Annotated in this window: 18 protein-coding genes; all 18 read left to right on the forward strand. The window is 45.4% G+C overall.

The window, feature by feature from the left end; all coding sequences use genetic code 11:
- The first annotated feature begins 3 nt into the window (after positions 1-3).
- The 18 genes from I6E26_RS04160 to I6E26_RS04245 all read left to right on the forward strand — a co-directional run bounded on the left by I6E26_RS04160 (position 4) and on the right by I6E26_RS04245 (position 17,537).
- Entirely contained in the window at positions 4-1,287 is a 1,284-nt protein-coding gene (locus tag I6E26_RS04160; protein WP_235320588.1) for a hypothetical protein, read from the forward strand.
- 183 nt (positions 1,288-1,470) lie between these two features.
- The gene (gene def, locus I6E26_RS04165) at positions 1,471-1,941 is read left to right on the forward strand and encodes a peptide deformylase (protein WP_235320590.1); all 471 of its coding nucleotides are present in this window, start codon (positions 1,471-1,473) and stop codon (positions 1,939-1,941) included.
- Positions 1,938-2,873, forward strand: a complete 936-nt coding sequence (gene fmt, locus I6E26_RS04170; RefSeq protein WP_235320591.1) for a methionyl-tRNA formyltransferase — start codon at positions 1,938-1,940, stop codon at positions 2,871-2,873. The genes def and fmt overlap by 4 nt, the downstream gene beginning before the upstream one ends.
- Before the next feature lie 17 nt (positions 2,874-2,890).
- Positions 2,891-3,685, forward strand: a complete 795-nt coding sequence (locus tag I6E26_RS04175; RefSeq protein WP_235320593.1) for a DUF116 domain-containing protein — start codon at positions 2,891-2,893, stop codon at positions 3,683-3,685.
- A gap of 56 nt (positions 3,686-3,741) precedes the next feature.
- Complete coding sequence (rsmB, locus tag I6E26_RS04180; RefSeq protein WP_235320595.1) at positions 3,742-5,070, forward strand: 16S rRNA (cytosine(967)-C(5))-methyltransferase RsmB; 1,329 nt, start codon at positions 3,742-3,744, stop codon at positions 5,068-5,070.
- A 3-nt stretch (positions 5,071-5,073) separates the two neighbouring features.
- Positions 5,074-6,111 (forward strand): 23S rRNA (adenine(2503)-C(2))-methyltransferase RlmN, encoded by a 1,038-nt coding sequence (rlmN, locus tag I6E26_RS04185; protein WP_235320597.1) that lies wholly within the window; start codon positions 5,074-5,076, stop codon positions 6,109-6,111.
- 100 nt (positions 6,112-6,211) lie between these two features.
- Positions 6,212-6,961 carry an FhaA domain-containing protein gene (locus tag I6E26_RS04190; RefSeq protein ID WP_235320598.1) on the forward strand — a complete coding sequence of 250 codons (750 nt, stop codon included), beginning with the start codon at positions 6,212-6,214 and terminating at the stop codon, positions 6,959-6,961.
- A 99-nt stretch (positions 6,962-7,060) separates the two neighbouring features.
- Entirely contained in the window at positions 7,061-7,417 is a 357-nt protein-coding gene (locus tag I6E26_RS04195; protein WP_235320600.1) for an FHA domain-containing protein, read from the forward strand.
- 23 nt (positions 7,418-7,440) lie between these two features.
- Positions 7,441-8,136 carry a Stp1/IreP family PP2C-type Ser/Thr phosphatase gene (locus I6E26_RS04200; RefSeq protein ID WP_235320601.1) on the forward strand — a complete coding sequence of 232 codons (696 nt, stop codon included), beginning with the start codon at positions 7,441-7,443 and terminating at the stop codon, positions 8,134-8,136.
- Positions 8,126-9,370 carry an FtsW/RodA/SpoVE family cell cycle protein gene (locus I6E26_RS04205; protein WP_235320602.1) on the forward strand — a complete coding sequence of 415 codons (1,245 nt, stop codon included), beginning with the start codon at positions 8,126-8,128 and terminating at the stop codon, positions 9,368-9,370. Before I6E26_RS04200 ends, I6E26_RS04205 begins: the two co-directional genes overlap by 11 nt.
- A gap of 2 nt (positions 9,371-9,372) precedes the next feature.
- Positions 9,373-10,764 carry a peptidoglycan D,D-transpeptidase FtsI family protein gene (locus tag I6E26_RS04210; RefSeq protein ID WP_235320603.1) on the forward strand — a complete coding sequence of 464 codons (1,392 nt, stop codon included), beginning with the start codon at positions 9,373-9,375 and terminating at the stop codon, positions 10,762-10,764.
- A 27-nt stretch (positions 10,765-10,791) separates the two neighbouring features.
- Positions 10,792-12,594: a Stk1 family PASTA domain-containing Ser/Thr kinase gene (pknB, locus tag I6E26_RS04215; RefSeq protein WP_235320604.1), complete on the forward strand. Its 1,803-nt coding sequence runs from the start codon at positions 10,792-10,794 to the stop codon at positions 12,592-12,594.
- Positions 12,595-12,632: 38 nt separating this feature from the next.
- Entirely contained in the window at positions 12,633-13,511 is an 879-nt protein-coding gene (rsgA, locus tag I6E26_RS04220) for a ribosome small subunit-dependent GTPase A (protein WP_235320605.1), read from the forward strand.
- Position 13,512: 1 nt separating this feature from the next.
- Entirely contained in the window at positions 13,513-14,163 is a 651-nt protein-coding gene (rpe, locus tag I6E26_RS04225; RefSeq protein WP_235320606.1) for a ribulose-phosphate 3-epimerase, read from the forward strand.
- A 28-nt stretch (positions 14,164-14,191) separates the two neighbouring features.
- Complete coding sequence (gene queC / locus I6E26_RS04230; protein WP_235320607.1) at positions 14,192-14,884, forward strand: 7-cyano-7-deazaguanine synthase QueC; 693 nt, start codon at positions 14,192-14,194, stop codon at positions 14,882-14,884.
- A 12-nt stretch (positions 14,885-14,896) separates the two neighbouring features.
- Complete coding sequence (gene folE2, locus I6E26_RS04235; RefSeq protein WP_235320608.1) at positions 14,897-15,688, forward strand: GTP cyclohydrolase FolE2; 792 nt, start codon at positions 14,897-14,899, stop codon at positions 15,686-15,688.
- Positions 15,689-15,691: 3 nt separating this feature from the next.
- On the forward strand, positions 15,692-16,546 hold the full coding sequence (locus I6E26_RS04240; RefSeq protein ID WP_235320610.1) for a ChbG/HpnK family deacetylase: 855 nt from the start codon (positions 15,692-15,694) through the stop codon (positions 16,544-16,546).
- Positions 16,539-17,537, forward strand: coding sequence for a lysylphosphatidylglycerol synthase transmembrane domain-containing protein (locus I6E26_RS04245; RefSeq protein WP_235320611.1), 999 nt, complete (start codon positions 16,539-16,541; stop codon positions 17,535-17,537). The genes I6E26_RS04240 and I6E26_RS04245 overlap by 8 nt, the downstream gene beginning before the upstream one ends.
- Positions 17,538-17,573: the final 36 nt, after the last annotated feature.

Here is a 17,573-nt window from a genome sequence, read left to right on the forward strand (position 1 = left end):
GATATGCTGAAAAATGTCAAATTAAATGGGATTGGTGATGTATTTAAGCCAAATGCACTGCCAGATCATACTTATGTTGATCGAAGGATTGATGAATATGGCGATACCTATACGGAGCAGCTGCAGAAGGCTCTCTTGAATCCTGGAACCTTGATTGCTATAACAGGAGCCTCTAAATCAGGTAAGACGGTTTTGTGCCATAAGGCTATTCGCAATACAATCATAGATTTAAGTGCTTCACAAATAGAATCTAGGGAGGATTTTTGGAATCAAATAGGCGAGCAGTTGGAATTGCCTGATGAGGTGCAGATAAAAACTTCCCAAAGTGAAAACGATGTTGAAAAAACTCAAATTACTGGAGAATTAAGTATCAAGGTTGCCAAAATAAATATTTCTGCTGGCAAGGATAATACTGGATCTAAGGGAAATGAAATATCCCATAGAATATTGCGTAGCCAAAGCTCTATGATGAAATACATCATAGATAATGATTTTGTCTTGGTTATAGATGACTTTCATTATGCCTCAGAAGATATCCAATTATATATTGCTAGAACCATTAAAACATATCTTATTAATGGATTGAAGGTGATTATATTATCCTTGCCTCATAGGGCAGATGACGCAATTAGATTGAATCCTGATTTAATAGGACGCACTAGCTTTATCGAGATTGCTCCTTGGAGTATAGATGAGCTTAAGGAGATTGGCTTGAAGGGATTTCCTTTGCTAAACATAGCTGTAGATGATGTCGTTTTGGAGCATATGGCTGTGGAAAGTATTAGCTCTCCTCAATTAATGCAGGATATTTGCTTCAATTTGGCTTATCGCATGGAAAAAAATAATGCTACTACAGTTAGCAGGGAAATGGTTGCTGTTGCTCTCAGGGAAACTGTAAAAAAACATAAGCAGGTATATAGTCATGTGCTAAAAGCAGCTTTGGAAGGACCAGCTCAGGGAAAAAATAAAAGAACTCATTATATTTTGCAGGATGGCAGACAGGTAGATATTTATATGCTTTTGTTGATAAGCATTAGCTCAGATCCACCAGAGCTGTCTCTACCTGTACAGGAAATTCAAAGAAGATTTTCTAATCTGCTGGCAGAAAATAATGTCAAACAACCTCGGTCCATAGATATTAGCAATGCTGTAAAAAACATAAAAAATATCATGAAGGAGAGAGCCAAGAATCTAGATACTATAGATTGGAAAGCTAAGACTTTGTATATACTAGACTCCTTCTTGCTTTTCTATTTGCGCTGTTCAGACGATTGGAAAAATGCATAATTATAAACATCAGCTGTTTTCAAGGAAAGATAGCTGGTGTTTTTTTGTTGGAATTTTGTTTTGGGATAGGTTGGAGTGGTTAAAAGGGAAGTTTATGGAGTATAGTTTGTCTCTATGTTGTCAATTTCTATGTAGGTGTGATAAAATTAATTAGTTATGATGTAATTTTGGAGGTTGATATAAATGGCAGTTTTGGAGATTGTCAAGGCAGGTAATCCTGTGTTGAAGCAGAAGGCTGAGCCTATAGGCAAGGTGGACAGCAGATTGAGGAAGCTGTTGAATGATATGGCTGAAACCATGTACAGTGCAGATGGGGTAGGTTTGGCAGCCCCTCAGGTGGCCAAATCCATTCGCTGTGTAGTTATTGATGTTGGTGATGACAATGGACTTTTGGAGCTGATAGATCCTGTAATTACGGAGCGTGAGGGAAGCGAGATAGATTCCGAAGGGTGTCTTAGCGTGCCTAATGTTTTTGGGGATGTGGAGCGCTCTGCCAAGGTAGTGGTGGAATATACCAATCGCTGGAACAAGAGAAAGCGCTTGGCTGCTGGCGGTCTTTTGGCTAGATGTATTCAGCATGAGCTGGATCATCTGGAGGGAACTTTGTTTATTGATGTGGCTAAGAGCCTGCGGAATGGAGATAAAAAGCAATGAGCAAGCTAAAGACAATATTTATGGGTACACCGGATTTTGCTGTACCCTGCTTGGAGGTTTTGCAGGCCAAGACTGAGGTTTTGGCAGTAATTACCCAGCCTGATAGACCAAAGGGCAGAGGCCATAATTTGCAGGCATCTCCTGTAAAACAGAAAGCCTTGGAATATAATCTGCCAGTGCTGCAGCCGGAAAAAATCAAAACCGAGGAATTTACTGCAGAGCTGGAGAGATTACAGCCGGATTTGATTGTAGTAGTGGCCTTTGGTCAGATTCTGTCCCAGCGGATTTTGGATATTCCTCCTTTGGGCTGTGTTAATGTGCATGCTTCTTTACTGCCAAGATACAGAGGGGCAGCACCTATTCACTGGTCCATTATTAACGGAGAAAAGGAAACCGGTGTTACTACCATGCTGATGGATGCTGGTTTGGATACAGGTGATATGCTGTTAATGGACAAGGTTACTATTACTGAGGAAATGACCACAGAGGAGCTTCATGACCAGCTAATGGCTATGGGGGGAAAGCTGCTGGCAGAAACTATAGATGGTTTGGCCAATGGCACTATAACCCCAGAAAAGCAGGATGATAGCATTTCTAATTATGCCGGTATGCTGAATAAGGAAACCGGTCATATTGATTGGAGCAAATCTGCAGTAGAGATACATAATCTCATTAGAGGTTTAAATTCCTGGCCTGTGGCTTGGAGCATGAAGGATGGCAAAAACTATAAGTTCTGGCGTACAAAGGTAGAGAACAGCAACAGTGATAAGGCACCTGGTACAGTGGTAGAGCTGCGAAAAAACAGCTTTTGTATTGCTACAGGAGAAGGTCTGCTGGAGGTGCTGGAGATACAGCCACCTAGTAAAAAACGCATGAGCGCAGGGGATTTGCTTCGTGGTCATGGTGTAGCAGTTGGAGATATCTTTAACTGATATTCTGAGGAAAAGCTATGAAATGTTATACGGATAATCAGGGTAGGAATCCTAAGAGATTGTTTGTCAGCTTGATGACAGGCAGTTTTGTGGCTTTGGTGGCAGTATTTGCTACTATGTGGTGGATTGCCCGCCCAGGATTGTTGGAGCTGAATAGCTGGCTGCCAGAGGTTTTTGGCCTGTGTCTGCTAGTTCTGGCAGGCTTAATGGCCTTGGGAATATTCAGTATGGTGGCTGGCATTATGGGCTGGCCGGTGCCCCGCTTCCTGCATCGACAGACCTACGGGCTAATGAATATATTGTTCTATGTGGCTCTGGGAGCTGGGCGGTTATTACATATCCCCAGACGAAGGATTGAAGGCTCCTTTGTGGCAGTTAGCAACCAAATTATCAAAAATCGTCATCTAAAGGTAACACCGGATAAGCTTTTGGTGGTAACACCTCATTGTTTGCAGCTGGCTACCTGTCCCCACAAAATAACTAGAGATCCTAATAATTGCAGGCGCTGTGGGGGCTGTGATATTGGTGCCTTGGTAACTATGGCAGAGGAAATGGGCTTTCATTTCTTCGTAGTTACAGGGGGAACCCTAGCTCGGCAAACTGTTATGAAGATTCGGCCCAAGGCAGTGGTGGCCATTGCCTGTGAGCGGGATTTGGCCAGCGGTATTCAGGATGTTTACCCTATTCCCTCTGTGGGGGTGCTGAATCTACGGCCTAATGGCCCCTGCTACAATACCCATGTGGATTTGGAGGAATTTCGTCGGGCCATAGAGGAGATTCTGATTTTGCCATCAAAGGATGAAAAGCATTAGAAAAATCGGGATATTCTTCGGCATATTTGATTGACTATAAAGGAGAAGTTTATTTAATGGATAAGGCAAGGGAAGCGGCTCTGAAAATTATGACTGCTGTCCACCAGCAGGGAGCCTATGCCAATGTGGCACTGGCCAAGGAGCTAAGACATGGCCAGCTGTCTGATATGGATAGGCGATTTGTGACAGAGCTGGTATATGGTGCTGTCAAGGCAGGGGGAACTCTGGATTGGATTATCAAAAAATATTTGACACGGCCTTGGAACAAGGTTAATCCTTTGGTGCAGGAAATTCTGCGGCTAGGTACTTACCAGCTGCGCTACATGGACAAGGTGCCTGCTTCTGCTGCTTGTAATGAATCTGTGGAACTGGCCAAGAAATTTACCAATCTGGGCGCGACAAAATTTGTTAATGGTGTATTAAGAACTATGGTGCGGGAGCCGGAAAAGGGTAATTTTCCTCAGGGCAAGGGGAATGCTACCCTGCAGCTAGCTTTGTCTCAGCAGCATCCTGAGTGGCTGGTACGCCGTTGGATAAAGGAGTTTGGCTATGAGGAAGCCGAAAAGCTGTGTCAGTTTGACAATCAGCAGGCTCCTTTGACCATTCGCACCAATACCCTGAAAACCAGTCCATCAGAGCTGTTTTTGCAGCTTACTTCTCTGGGGGTAGAGGCAACCCGTAGTCAACTGGTGGACGAAGGCTATGTATTGGAAAATTACGGTTCACTGGATAATCTGGCTCCTTTGCAGGAGGGCTATTGTCAGGTGCAGGATGAAAGCTCCATGCTGGTAGCTCATGTGGTGGACCCTCAGCCGGGAGAGCTGGTACTGGACGTATGCAGTGCTCCTGGTGGCAAAACTACCCATATGGCAGCTCTTATGGAAAATCGGGGACGGATTGTGGCCTGTGATATTTATGACCACAAGCTGCAGAGAGTTATGGAAAATGCGGCCAGGTTGGGCATTAATATTATAGATCCTATGCTGAAGGATGCTAGAGAGATTCATCAGGATTTTTCTCAGCAGGCGGATAGGGTTCTGGTGGATGCCCCTTGCTCAGGTCTAGGGGTTCTGCGTCGGAAGCCAGATTCCCGCTGGCGCAAAACTCAGCAGTTATTGAAGGAGCTGCCAGAGCTGCAGTTGGAGATACTAAAAAGCGGTGCAGTCTGTGTTAAGCCGGGAGGAATTTTGGTTTATAGTACCTGTACTATAGCTAGGGAGGAAAATCAGTCTGTGGTGGAAAAATTCCTTAAGGATAATGCAGAATTTCAGTTGGAGCATACAGGCAGCCGTTTGCCTGTTCCAAGAGAGGATGCAATGGTACAGCTTTATCCCCAGCGGGATGGCACAGATGGGTTTTTTATTGCCTGCATGAGGAGAAAATAGGCTATGGAAAATATTTTTGGCAAAAATCTGGCTGAATTAACAGAGCTGGTTCTAGGTCTTGGCCTGCCTAAATTCAGAGGCAAGCAGCTGGCAGAATGGCTTTACAAGCGAAGTGTTACTGATTTTCAGCAGATGCAGAATCTTCCCAAGGATATGCGTAATAAATTGGCAGAGGGCTATGTAATTGATAGGGCCGCCAGAGTGGATCAGATGGATTCCGGGGATGGCAAAACCTCCAAATTCCTGCTGAATTTTTCTGATGGTTCCGGGGTGGAAACTGTTTTGATGCGTCAGCCCTATGGCAATAGCATTTGTGTATCTTCTCAGGTAGGCTGTAATATGGGCTGTCGTTTTTGTGCCTCCACCTTACATGGTATGGTGCGGAATCTTACCCCTGGGGAAATGCTGGCCCAGACCTACTATATAAACGATTTACTGGCCAAAGAGGGACAGAAGGTTGACACTATTGTTATTATGGGTTCAGGGGAACCTTTAAATAATTATGATAATGTGTTGGCTTATATTCGCCTGCTCCATGAGGATTATTGCCTTGGCATGAGCTATCGCAGTATTACCCTGTCTACTTCTGGCATTGTGCCTAATATTTATAAATTGGCTGCTGAGGAGCTGCCTATTACCCTTTCTATTTCCCTTCATGCTCCAGAGGATGAACTGCGTTCTGAGTTGATGCCTATTAATCGCAAATATCCTTTGGCAGATGTATTGAAGGCAGGACGGGATTATGGCCAGTCCACTGGCAGACGGGTAACCTATGAATATATATTGATAGATGGGGTTAATGACAATCTTAAGCAGGCCAGAGAGCTGGCTTCCCTGCTAAGGGGACAGCTGGCCAGTGTGAACCTTATTCCTATCAATCCTGTGGCGGAAAGGGATTGGCGGCGTCCGTCTCTGGCTCGTATAGAGTTTTTTGCCAATTATCTGACGGAGCATCATATTACGGCTACAGTTAGACGGGAAATGGGCAATGATATACAGGCTGCCTGTGGACAGCTTCGCAACAAGCATTTGGATCAATGATAGCTATTATCATATTATAAGAAAATGGAGAGGCATTTTCTTTGTACAATATAAGGGTTATAATAGATAAGTAAAGCTTTCCATAGGAGGTTCGATTTTTATGTCAATAGGCAAGCTCGAATCATTTTTAGAGACTCATATAGAGGGATTTTTTAACCGCAAGCTAGGCGGTGCTGTTGAGCAATCAGAGATTATGAAGCAGATGGAGCGGGAGCTTTTGCACCGCCGCAAAAAAGGCCACAAGGAAACTATAGTGCCTAACTGCTTTTATATAGAATTGACGCCGGGGGATTATCAGCGGCTTTGTGTCCGGAAATTTTTGGATGATCTGTATATCCAGGCGGAAAAACTGGTTATTAGCAATGATTGTTTTATGGATGGGGATTTATCTATTACCATTAATAGCGATGAAAATATTGACAAGGGAACCTGTGTGGTAACAGCCAATTTTACAGATGATGAAGATATTGACTCCATACCACAGCAGGTGGAATGTAACACCATTATTTTGGATAAATCAGAATTCAATCCTCCTATGAATTTGCCAGTGGAATACAAAACTGTTAGTCTGCTGGCTTTGGAGGGACCGGATATAGATTCATATTTGGAATTTGGTGAAAAACAGATTTATATTGGCAGACGGGTAAATAATGATTTTATTTTGACAGATGGGAATGCTTCCAGAGTACATGCCTATATTGCCTATGAAAGACATAGACATATTCTCTATGATGCAGATAGTCTGAATGGTACCTTTGTCAATGGACAAAGAGTGTTATCTCCTCAACTGCTTCATGCAGGAGATGAGATTACTATTGGTGAGACAGTATTGCTGTATGAGGTGATATAAATGCAAGCTACAGCCATGATTATAAAGGTCCTTAGTGTGGGACTGCAATATGGCATGCTTTTCTTTTTGTTGTATTTTGTGTATAAGGCAGTAAGGTTTATGGCAAAAGATGCCAAGCCGGTGGTGGAGGATATCTATGCAGAATCCCAGATAACTCCAGATGAGGCAGTGCTGACGGTTTTGGAGGCTGCGGATGAAGCTATGGTAGGCAGGCGCTTTGCCTTTGGCCAAAGCATTTCTATTGGCAGAGGGGCAGATAATGATATTGTCATTCAGGATGGCTATGTGTCCCATCATCATGCAGTGGTAGAGCTGATGAATAATTTGTATGTAATACAGGATTTGGGAAGTGTAAATAGAACCTATGTAAATGGCCAGGAGATTAATGGCCGTCAATATCTGCAATCTGGAGATATTATTAACATAGGTACTGTAAGCTTCCAGTTTGGGCGGTGAAAAAGTTGATAGAAGTATTTCAGATGTCAGATATAGGATTGCACCGCAATCTTAATGAGGACAGCCTGCTGTGCAGACCGCCTTCAGATTTTGCTGTGGCTGATGGCATGGGTGGCCATGTGGCCGGCGAAGTAGCCAGCCATATCTTTACAGCCACTATGGAGGAGCTGTTAGCTCAGCGGGGACAGAATATGGATCAGGATGGCCTGCGGGAAATAGTTATTGCCGGCAATCGGGCTATTTTGTCCAGTATCCGCTCTCATCCAGAACGGAAGGGAATGGGTACAACGGCCACTTGCCTCCATTTGGGCCAAGGCAAGGGGATTTGGGCTCATGTAGGAGATAGCCGTTTGTATCTTCTGCGCCAAGGTAATATGCGGCAGCTTACCCAGGATCATACCTATGTAAATGATTTGATTGCCAGTGGCAGTATTACTCCTTTGGAGGCAGAAAATCATCCCAAGCGGAATATGCTGCTGCGAGCTGTAGGAGTTGAAGAATTTGTTCAGGTAGATACAGGGGAATTTACTCTGGAAACTGGAGATATTATGCTTCTGTGTTCTGATGGCCTTACCAATATGGTAACAGAGGAGGCTATTAGAACGGTGCTGGAGGCCAAAAACTGTACCAATCCGGCGGCTTCTTTGGTGGATTGTGCCAAGGCTGGCGGAGGCTTAGATAATATAAGTGTTATCGTGGTGAAATATCATGAAGAATAAAAGCCTCATATTATTGGGGATAGATGCAGGAATTATGCTGGTGGGGCTGAGTATTTTGCTGTTGAAGCAGTACCCCAATCAGGATTATACCGTGTTGTGCTGGGCTGGAGGGGCCATTGCTGCTTCCTTTGCGGTTCAGCTGTTCCTGCTAAAAAGTAATTTTACTCAGGATCAGTGGCTGCTGCCTATGGTGATGTTCTTTGCCAGCATTGGCGTCGTGATGCTGGGTAGGTTGAAGCCGGTGCTGTGTATACCACAGCTTAGGTGGTTGATTATAGGCTTGGCAGTGCTGTTGGTGGTACTGCGCCTTTCCAGCAAGCTGCGGGAGCTAATGCAGTATCAATATATTCTAGGGATTTTGACCTTGATAGTTTTATGCTTATCCTTGATTTTTGGTACAGAGATTGGCGGTAGTAAAAACTGGTTGGTTTTGGGACCTTTTCAGGTGCAGCCTTCGGAATTTGGTAAAATTCTGCTGGTGCTGTTTCTGGCAGCCTATCTGTCAGACCATAAGCAGGTACTGCAAGATGCCCAGCGTAGCTTTGGGCCTCTCAAGCTGCCACCTTTGAGGTTTATTGCTCCTTTGCTTTGCATATGGGGCATGGCTATATTGATGTTTGTGGTGCAAAGGGATTTGGGCTCTGCTTTGCTGTTTTTCTGCATGGCGGTGTTTATGACCTATATGGCTACCGGCAGCAAATCCTATGTTTTTATAGCTTTGGGATTTTTTATGGCAGGAGCCTGCCTAAGCTACCAGCTATTTGGTCATGTACGGGTAAGATTTGATATTTGGCTGAATCCCTGGGTGGATCCTGCTGGTCAGGCCTATCAGGTGGTGCAATCCCTTTTTGCCTTTGCCGCCGGGGGAACCTGGGGCACTGGCTTGACTCACGGACATCCGGGGCTGATACCGGAGGTGCACACAGATTTTATTTTTTCGGCTATTGGGGAGGAGCTGGGGCTTATAGGCTGTACAGCTGTTATGCTGGCCTATACACTGTTCTTTTATCGTGGCATATCCATTGCTCTGGCTTGTCGTCAGGAGCTATATATGCTGATTGCCGCAGGACTGTCCATTAGCTTTTATCTACAGGCCTTTATCATTATTGCCGGGGTAACAAAATTTCTGCCTTTGACAGGTATTACCCTGCCCTTTATCAGTTATGGCGGCAGCTCTATGGTATCCGGCTTTATTATGCTAGGCTTGTTAATGGCTATGGCCAAAAAGGAGTAGCTATGGGTGATAAGACAATCAAAAAGCAGATTCTTCATTGCAGTCTCTTTTTGCTAGGCTGTTTTGGTCTATTGTTTTGTTATCTGCTTTATATAGACTTTATTCAAGGTCCAGAGCTGAATGCCAATCCCTTGAATCGCAGGGGAGCAGCTTTGGATATGGTCAGGGGCAGTATATTGGATGTTCATGGTGAAAAGCTGGCCTACAGCGATGCACCGGGACAGCGCAGCTATCCCTATGGGGCAGCTATGGCTCCTGTTACTGGTTATGTAGGGGAGACCTTGGGCAGTGCCGGTCTGGAAAGTACCTTGGGAGATGAGCTATCTGGTCAGTCAAGACAACTGCGGGGCATGGGGCCTATAGGACAGCTGTTGCAGGCTGATAGAGGTAATGATATTAAGCTGACAGTGGATGCCAGATTGCAGCAGCTAGCCTATGATGCTCTTGGGGAGTATCGAGGCGCTGTAGTGGTGCTGGACGCCAATACTGGGGCTGTACTGGCCCTGGTTAGCAAGCCAGCAGTGGACCCTTCTGTGGTGGAGGCTCAGTGGTCAGAGCTGTCTAACCGGCAGGATAGTCCTTTGCTGAATAGAGCTGCTCAGGGCTTATACCCACCTGGCTCAACTATTAAGGCAATGATGGCAGATGCAGCTTTGGATGAAAAGGTTACAGATTTGAATGAAACCTTTAATTGTACAGGCAAGCTGCAAATTGGTAATGAGTATATCGAGGAAAGTCACGGAGCTGTCCACGGCAAGGTAAATCTAAAGGAGGCTTTGACTCATTCCTGTAATTTTACCTTTGGTACATTGGCTATGCGGATGGGAAGCAGTGGCTTGCAGGATGCTTTCCAGCGTTTTGGTTTTGCGGATACCTTTCAGGGAGAAATACAGGAAACTGCCTCTCATTTGCCGGATTTTGGCAAGCTGGAGCAGGGAGATATTGCCCAGCTAGGTCTAGGCCAGTCCTCCCTGCTGGTAACGCCTTTGCGGATGGCTATGCTGGCTCAGGCCTTTGCCAATGGTGGCAAAATGATGGTGCCTTACATGGTGGATGCAGTAATTTCGCCTCAGGGCTTATGTATTCGCAAGGGAGAGCCTGCTCAATGGCGGGAGGTTACTACCAGTCAGCGGGCAGCTTTGATTAATAGTTATATGGAGAATGTAGTAGAAAATGGTACTGGCGGCGCTGCAGCCGTATCTGGTATCAAGGTGAGAGGCAAAACTGGCACAGCAGAAAATAGTGCTGGTGCTGATCACGGTTGGTTTATTGGCTCGGCAGAGCTGCCAGGCAGAACCATAGCCTTTGGGATTATTGTGGAAAATAGTGGCGGTGGTGGCTCCACAGCAGCACCTATTGCCCGGAGAATTATACAGGATTTAATGAATAGATAAATTTTGCAAAATAGGGGGTAAAGTTTCATGATACAGCGTATTTTAGCCAGACGTTATGAGCTGCAGGAGCTTATTGGCGGTGGCGGCATGGCTGATGTGTACAAGGCGCAGGATAAGCTGCTGGATAGGGCAGTTGCCGTAAAAATTCTGCATCAGCAATATGCCAACGATGCAGAATTCGTGGAAAAATTCCGTCGAGAGGCTACAGCAGCAGCCAAGCTGGCTCATCCCAATATTGTCAATATCTACGATGTTGGGGAGGATGGGGGAAGCCAATACATTGTTATGGAATATGTATCAGGCCCTACCCTGAAGGAGGTTATCCAGCAGAAGGGCTGTTTGGAGCCTATAGAGGCTGTTCGGATTGCCAAGGAAATAGCCAGCGCTTTGGAATCTGCCCATAGAAATAATTTGGTTCATTGTGATATTAAGCCTCATAACATTCTGGTTATGCCTGATGGTCATATCAAGGTAACTGATTTTGGTATTGCCAGAGCAGTTTCTGCTTCTACCATGACCTACAGCGGCAGCGTCATGGGCTCTGTGCATTATTTTTCTCCAGAGCAGGCTAAGGGGACGGTGATTACCACTAAATCAGATGTTTATTCTCTGGGGGTGGTTCTTTACGAAATGTTGACCGGGCAGCTGCCTTTTAATGGTGAGACCTCTGTTAGCATTGCCCTGAAGCATTTGCAGGAGGAGCCAGTGCCTATTAGACAGCTGAATCCATCTATACCTCCAGTGCTGGAGGCTATTGTGCAAAAGGCTATGTCCAAGGATCCTGCCGATAGGCCTAACAGTACGGAGTTATACGCTGATTTGAATCAGGCCAAAGCCATGCTGGCAGACAGAGGGACTAGCCAGGAAGCAGTTTCCAATGATCCTTTTGCTACCAGAATGATACCTCGCATCACGCCGGAGATGATGGCTGAGCAGAGGTCAGAACGTCCTGCTAATAAGCCAATAGGCAGTAGAGAAGATTATCAGCCTCAGTACCAGCCACAGGAAGAAAAATCCATTTTTAAATCCAAGAGCTTTATTGCTGTTTTGGTGGGTATTTTGCTCATGGGCTTTTTTGTAGGTTCCTTCCTATCCTTTGGCAAGTTCTGGAGCTCTGCGGAAATCAACGTGCCAGATGTGGTAGGCAAGTCCTCTGTGGTGGCGCAGCAGATTTTGGAGGATAAGAATTTGCGGGTAAAGATAGTGGAGGCCAATGATGATTCGGTGCCAGCCGGTCAGGTGGTTTCTCAATATCCAGAAGCGGGAGCCAAGGTTAAGGAACAGCGTCTGGTTACCATTACTGTCAGCAAGGGTGGTCAGGAGCTGACCATGCCGGATTTGAAAAGCATGAGCCGCAGTAATGCTGAGGAAAAGCTGAAGAAGATGGGCTTGAAGCTTGGTGCTGTTTTTGAGGAAAATGCCAAGGAACCTGCAGGTACAGTTATTAATCAGGACCCAAGAAGCGGTTCCAAGATTACCAAAGGACAGACAGTGGATATTACTGTAAGTCTAGGTGAGAAAAAGAAGGAAATTACAGTTCAGAACTATACTGGACTTAGTGTAGATAGTGCTAAATCTAATTTGGAGGCCAATGGCCTGTCCCTGGGGGGAATTAGTGAGGAAGCTAGCACAAGGCCAAAGGGAACTGTTATCGGTCAGAGTCCGTCAGCAGGCAGTACCACCACTGAAGGCGGTAGTGTCAGCCTGATTATATCCTCTGGCAGCAGTGGTGGAGCCAAGAGTGATAACAATCAGGCTCCTACCCCTTCAGCAGCTACTGCCAAGGGCAAAACTGATGCTGGCAAATCCAGCACCGGTGCAGCTCAGTAAATTCGTGGGAAATAGGATGTGCATATAGGAGAATTGCTATGCCAACAGCTCAGGTTATAAAAATGTATAATGGATTCTACTATCTGCAGGTGGCAGGACAGGAGGAGCTTTTGTCCTGCCGGCTGAGGGGCAGAATTAAGCGAAATAAGGGGGCAGTGGTTACTGGCGATTATGTGGAGTATCAAATGCTGGAGGACGGCACCGGTGTAATTGAAAGGTGTCTTCCTAGGCGAACTTTGCTGAAAAGACCTGCTGTGGCCAATATTGATCAGGTTTTGATAACCTTTGCAGCACGCCAGCCGGATTTGAATCAGCTGTTATTGAATCGCTTCCTTGTTTTGGCAGAGTGGTCTGGGATTCCAGAGATTGTTATTTGCATTAACAAATGTGATTTGCTGGAGGAAAAGGCGGATTTTTTGCAGGACTATGTGCAGGCAGGTTATAAATTGTTAATGGTTTCGGCTCAGGAAGGTCAGGGAATTCAGAAATTGAAAAATCTGCTTACTGGGCGGGTAACGGTATTTGCCGGCCCCTCCGGGGTAGGAAAGTCATCTCTTCTTAACGCAGTAGATAGCAATTTGGAGCTGGTCACTGGCAAAATCAGTGACAAGATTAAAAGGGGCAAGCATACCACTAGAGCAGCTTGTCTGCTGCCATTGCCAGAGGGAGGCACGGTGGTGGATACCCCTGGCTTTAGTGCTGCAGAGCTGGAAAATATAGACAAGGCTCAGTTGGCTCATTATTTCCCAGAGTTCCGTCCTTACATTGAAAAATGTTATTATAATACCTGTACTCACAGCCATGAGCCGGATTGTGCTGTTAAGGAGGCTGTGGCAGCAGGGGCTATTTGTCAGGCCCGTTATGAGGCTTATTTGAATATTTTACAGACAATTAATGAGAGAAAGAAGGCTTATTGATATGATAAAAATCGCTCCTTCCATCCTTTCCGCAGATTTTGCTAATTTGGGAGCAGAAGTAAAAAAAGTTGTAGATGCAGGGGCAGAATTTGTCCATATTGATGTTATGGATGGTACCTTTGTGCCAGAGATTACTTTGGGAGCAGGCATTGTGAAGGCTATTCGTCCTATAACTGATGCTGTATTTGATGTACATCTCATGGTAGAGCATCCTGATACCCATATTGAAGCCTTTGCCAAGGCTGGGGCAGATTATATAACCTTCCATGTGGAGGCTGCCAAGCATCCTCATCGCATGATTCAGGCTATTCATGCTTTAGGCTGCAAGGCTGGCGTATCCCTGAATCCTGGCACTCCTGTTGCTATGATTGAGGAACTGCTGCCAGATGTGGATATGGTGCTGGTTATGTCTGTGAATCCTGGTTATGGCGGACAGAAGTTTATTCCTGGTTCCATAAGCAAGCTGCAGCGCATTCGCAAGGCTTTGGATGAGATAGGTTCTCAGGCTGAACTGCAGGTAGACGGGGGCGTTAACGAGGAAAATGCTCAGTCTATTATTGATGCTGGGGCAACTGTGCTGGTAGCTGGATCTGCTGTGTACAAGAGCAAGGATATTCCTGCTACTATCAAAAAGCTTCACGGCCGTGGTTAATGAACTTTGCTAAAAAAGGAGAAAAACAATGAAGAAAGCAGTTATTTTGCTATCTGGCGGTTTGGATTCTACTACCTGTATGGCAGTAGCCAAGGAGCAGGGCTATGATTTGTACCCTATTAGCTTTGACTATCATCAGCGTCACAGCATTGAGCTGGAGGGAGCCAAAAAGATAGCAGACTTTTATCAGGTAAAAAAACATTTGATTATTGAAACCAATATGGATCAGGTGGGAGGCTCTGCCCTTACCGATAAGGATATTCAGGTGCCAGAGGGGGAGATTGTTCACGAGGATAATGACATTCCTGTAACCTATGTGCCTGCCAGAAATTTAACCTTTTTGAGCTATGCCTTGGGCTATGCTGAGGTTATTGGGGCAGATCATATCTTTATCGGTGTTAATGCGGTAGATTATTCTGGTTATCCAGATTGTCGTCCAGAGTTTATTGCCAAATTCCAAGATCTGGCTGATTATGCCACCAAGGCAGGGGCGGCTGATGGCAGACATATTCGCATTGAAACTCCTTTGCAGGATTTGACCAAGAAGGAGATTGTGCAGCTGGCCAATCGTTTAGGGGCACCTTTGCAGTTTACCCATAGCTGTTATAATGGAGGGGCCAAGGCCTGCGGCGTTTGCGATAGCTGCAAGCTGCGCCTGAAGGGCTTCCGTGAGGCTGGTGTGGTAGATCCTGTAGAATATGAAAATGATGTTAATAGATAAGCAGGTGATTCAGTGAAGGACGTTCAGAATAGTATTGACCAGCGAGGGATTGCCATTCAGCGTGTAGGCATCAAGGATGCCTATTTGCCGTTTCTGATAAAAACCAAGGCAGAAGGTTATCAGCAGGTAACAGCCAAGGTATGCTTTACCGTAGCTCTGCCTATGGAATACAAGGGCACTCATATGAGCCGTTTTTTGGAGATTCTGAATCCTTGGTCCACCAAGCCACTGGCGGAGCCAGAGATGGCGGAAATATTAAGTGAAGCCCTAGACAAGCTGCAGGCCGAAGAGGCAGCTATTAGAATTGATTTCAAATACTTTGTGGAGCGTCAGGCTCCTGTTAGCGGCCGCTGTTCCGTGTTGGATGTGGATTGCTTCTTTGCAGGGAAGATGTCTAGAGGCAAAGCTCTGGAATTTACTCTGGGAGTAAAAGTCCCATATACATCTTTGTGTCCTTGCAGTAAGGAGATTTCCCGTTATGGGGCTCATAATCAGCGGGGGATTTTGGCTGCGGAGTTAAGGTTCCGCCCAGGCTATGAATGTATTCTTATTGAAGATTTGGTGGAACTTTTGGAAAAGCAGGCTTCCTGTCAGATTTATCCTTTGCTGAAGCGGGAGGATGAAAAATACGTTACAGAAACCGCCTATGAAAATCCTAAATTTGTAGAGGATATTCTTCGGGATGGTGTGCTGGCTATGCGTGGTCTAGAGGGATTGGGTTGGTTCTCCCTGGCTTGTGAAAATTTTGAATCCATTCATAATCATAGTGCCTATGCTGCACATGAGGAAACAATAGGTGAGTAGGTTTTGAAAAAGCTAATTGTAAATGCAGATGATTTTGGCCTTCATACTGAGGTAAATAAGGCTGTTATTAAAGGGTATCAGCAGGGGTGCTTGAGAAGTACCTCCCTGATGCCCACGGGGGCAGCTGTGGAGGAGGCTAGCCAGCTGGCCCGGCAGAACCCTGAACTGGGAATCGGGATTCATATTACTCTGGTGGCAGAAAAGCCTGTACTGCCTTTGGACAAGGTATCCACCTTGGTGGATGAACAGGGACATTTTCATGCTGACCATATGGTTTTTATCAAAAAATATTTGCAGGGACAGATTGATAAGGGACAGCTTTACGCAGAGTGTGAGGCTCAGATTGCCAAAGCTATGTCTTTGGGCTTGAATATTACCCATTTGGACAGCCACCAGCATCTTCATACTCTGCCTGGGGTAACGGAAATCTGCTTGGAGCTAATGAAAAAATATAATATTCATAGGATGCGTTATCCCGGAGAAGCCTTTGGTTTTACGGGAGGCTATCATAGCGGTATGTTTCGCCGACTAGCAAAATGTGGACTTACTGCCTGTGCCATGTTGGCAAGACGCCGGGCAAAATGTTATAATATGATGATGCCTGAGCACTTCTTTGGTATGTTGGCAGGAGGCCATATGGAGAAAAAATATTTCCTGAATATTCTGAAGGCCCTGCCTGATGGGATTTCGGAGATTATGGTTCATCCTGGTTGTGATGCCAAGGCTTTGGGCAGTGTCTATGATTGGCAGTATCACTGGGAGGATGAGCTGGCTTCTGTAACCTCTGAGGAAGCTATGAGTTATTTACGGCAGCAGAAGATAGAGCTTATATCCTTCAAGGAGTTAACTCATGAATAAGGTCTACGGACGAATTTTACTTTTAACATTGTTTATATTGGTAATATCCGGCGTGGTTATTTATTCCACTGTGGATATTAATACCATTCGCAATCTCCATGTATTTCAGCCTTGGTCAGTGGCATTGGCTATTTTGGCTATTACCATTGGCCTTATATTGGATGGTACAAGGCTGATGCATCTGGTGAAAATATCAGGGGAACGTATTACCTTGAAGCAGTCTGTACAGGTGGTTTTTGGTAATTATTTTCTGGCTATGCTGGGGCCGGGAGCGGCGGCAGGAGCCATTGCCCAGATTATGTTCTTGCAAAAGGCCGGGATACCTGCCGGCAAGGCTGCGGTGCTGGCTATGGTCCGCACTATTGTTTCCATTTTGTTTCTGGCCTGCTGTCTGCCCTTTGTCTTTCTACATGATGCAGGGATTTTGCCGGGAGTATCCAATGATGTTATGGTGGCAGTAGGTTCAGGTATATTGCTGTTAATGGTATTGCTGGTTTATGGTATTCGCTACAATGCCTGTGATTATATGGCTGTGCGGATTTCTCGCCGGATTTCCTCACATAATGTGCGGCGAAAATTTCTTAATGTTTATCGAGATAGCAAAACTGGCATCCAGATGTTGGTCAAATCCCCTACTTCTCTGATTCGGGTATTTTTTGAATCAGGTCTGAGTTTGATTTTTATCTACATGGTGGTTCCTTGCCTGATGTTGGGCTTGGGGGCAGAGGTGGATTGGCTGACAGTAATGGGCAGAATGATGTTTTTGAATATTCTGCTGTATTTTTCTCCTACTCCGGGAGGTTCCGGTATTGCCGAGGGCGGTTTTGTTCTGCTGTTCAGCAATAGTGTACCAGCAGGCACGGTGGGAATTTTGGCTGTTGCCTGGCGGTTTATTGCGGAATATCTGCCATTTTTCGTGGGACTGTATTATTCCATTACGGTTCTAGGCAAAGATATTCTCCACAAGTCCATTGAGGAGACAGAGACATGAGAGCAGTTGCATAGTATACTGCTTTCATGATATTAT

The sequence above is a fragment of the Anaerovibrio lipolyticus genome, assembly GCF_021531495.1.
Classification (GTDB): Bacteria; Bacillota; Negativicutes; order Selenomonadales; family Selenomonadaceae; genus Anaerovibrio.

What these genes read in the sequence shown, in the direction of transcription:
- I6E26_RS04160 (WP_235320588.1), top strand. Translation starts at nt 4, where the DNA reads ATGCTGAAAAATGTCAAATTAAATGGGATTGGTGATGTATTTAAGCCA.
- I6E26_RS04205 (WP_235320602.1), top strand. Translation starts at nt 8,126, where the DNA reads ATGAAGAATAAAAGCCTCATATTATTGGGGATAGATGCAGGAATTATG.
- rpe (WP_235320606.1), top strand. Translation starts at nt 13,513, where the DNA reads ATGATAAAAATCGCTCCTTCCATCCTTTCCGCAGATTTTGCTAATTTG.
- I6E26_RS04175 (WP_235320593.1), top strand. Translation starts at nt 2,891, where the DNA reads ATGAAATGTTATACGGATAATCAGGGTAGGAATCCTAAGAGATTGTTT.
- I6E26_RS04200 (WP_235320601.1), top strand. Translation starts at nt 7,441, where the DNA reads ATGTCAGATATAGGATTGCACCGCAATCTTAATGAGGACAGCCTGCTG.
- fmt (WP_235320591.1), top strand. Translation starts at nt 1,938, where the DNA reads ATGAGCAAGCTAAAGACAATATTTATGGGTACACCGGATTTTGCTGTA.
- I6E26_RS04245 (WP_235320611.1), top strand. Translation starts at nt 16,539, where the DNA reads ATGAATAAGGTCTACGGACGAATTTTACTTTTAACATTGTTTATATTG.
- def (WP_235320590.1), top strand. Translation starts at nt 1,471, where the DNA reads ATGGCAGTTTTGGAGATTGTCAAGGCAGGTAATCCTGTGTTGAAGCAG.
- I6E26_RS04195 (WP_235320600.1), top strand. Translation starts at nt 7,061, where the DNA reads ATGGCAAAAGATGCCAAGCCGGTGGTGGAGGATATCTATGCAGAATCC.
- I6E26_RS04210 (WP_235320603.1), top strand. Translation starts at nt 9,373, where the DNA reads ATGGGTGATAAGACAATCAAAAAGCAGATTCTTCATTGCAGTCTCTTT.
- rsmB (WP_235320595.1), top strand. Translation starts at nt 3,742, where the DNA reads ATGGATAAGGCAAGGGAAGCGGCTCTGAAAATTATGACTGCTGTCCAC.
- rlmN (WP_235320597.1), top strand. Translation starts at nt 5,074, where the DNA reads ATGGAAAATATTTTTGGCAAAAATCTGGCTGAATTAACAGAGCTGGTT.
- I6E26_RS04190 (WP_235320598.1), top strand. Translation starts at nt 6,212, where the DNA reads ATGTCAATAGGCAAGCTCGAATCATTTTTAGAGACTCATATAGAGGGA.
- queC (WP_235320607.1), top strand. Translation starts at nt 14,192, where the DNA reads ATGAAGAAAGCAGTTATTTTGCTATCTGGCGGTTTGGATTCTACTACC.
- rsgA (WP_235320605.1), top strand. Translation starts at nt 12,633, where the DNA reads ATGCCAACAGCTCAGGTTATAAAAATGTATAATGGATTCTACTATCTG.
- pknB (WP_235320604.1), top strand. Translation starts at nt 10,792, where the DNA reads ATGATACAGCGTATTTTAGCCAGACGTTATGAGCTGCAGGAGCTTATT.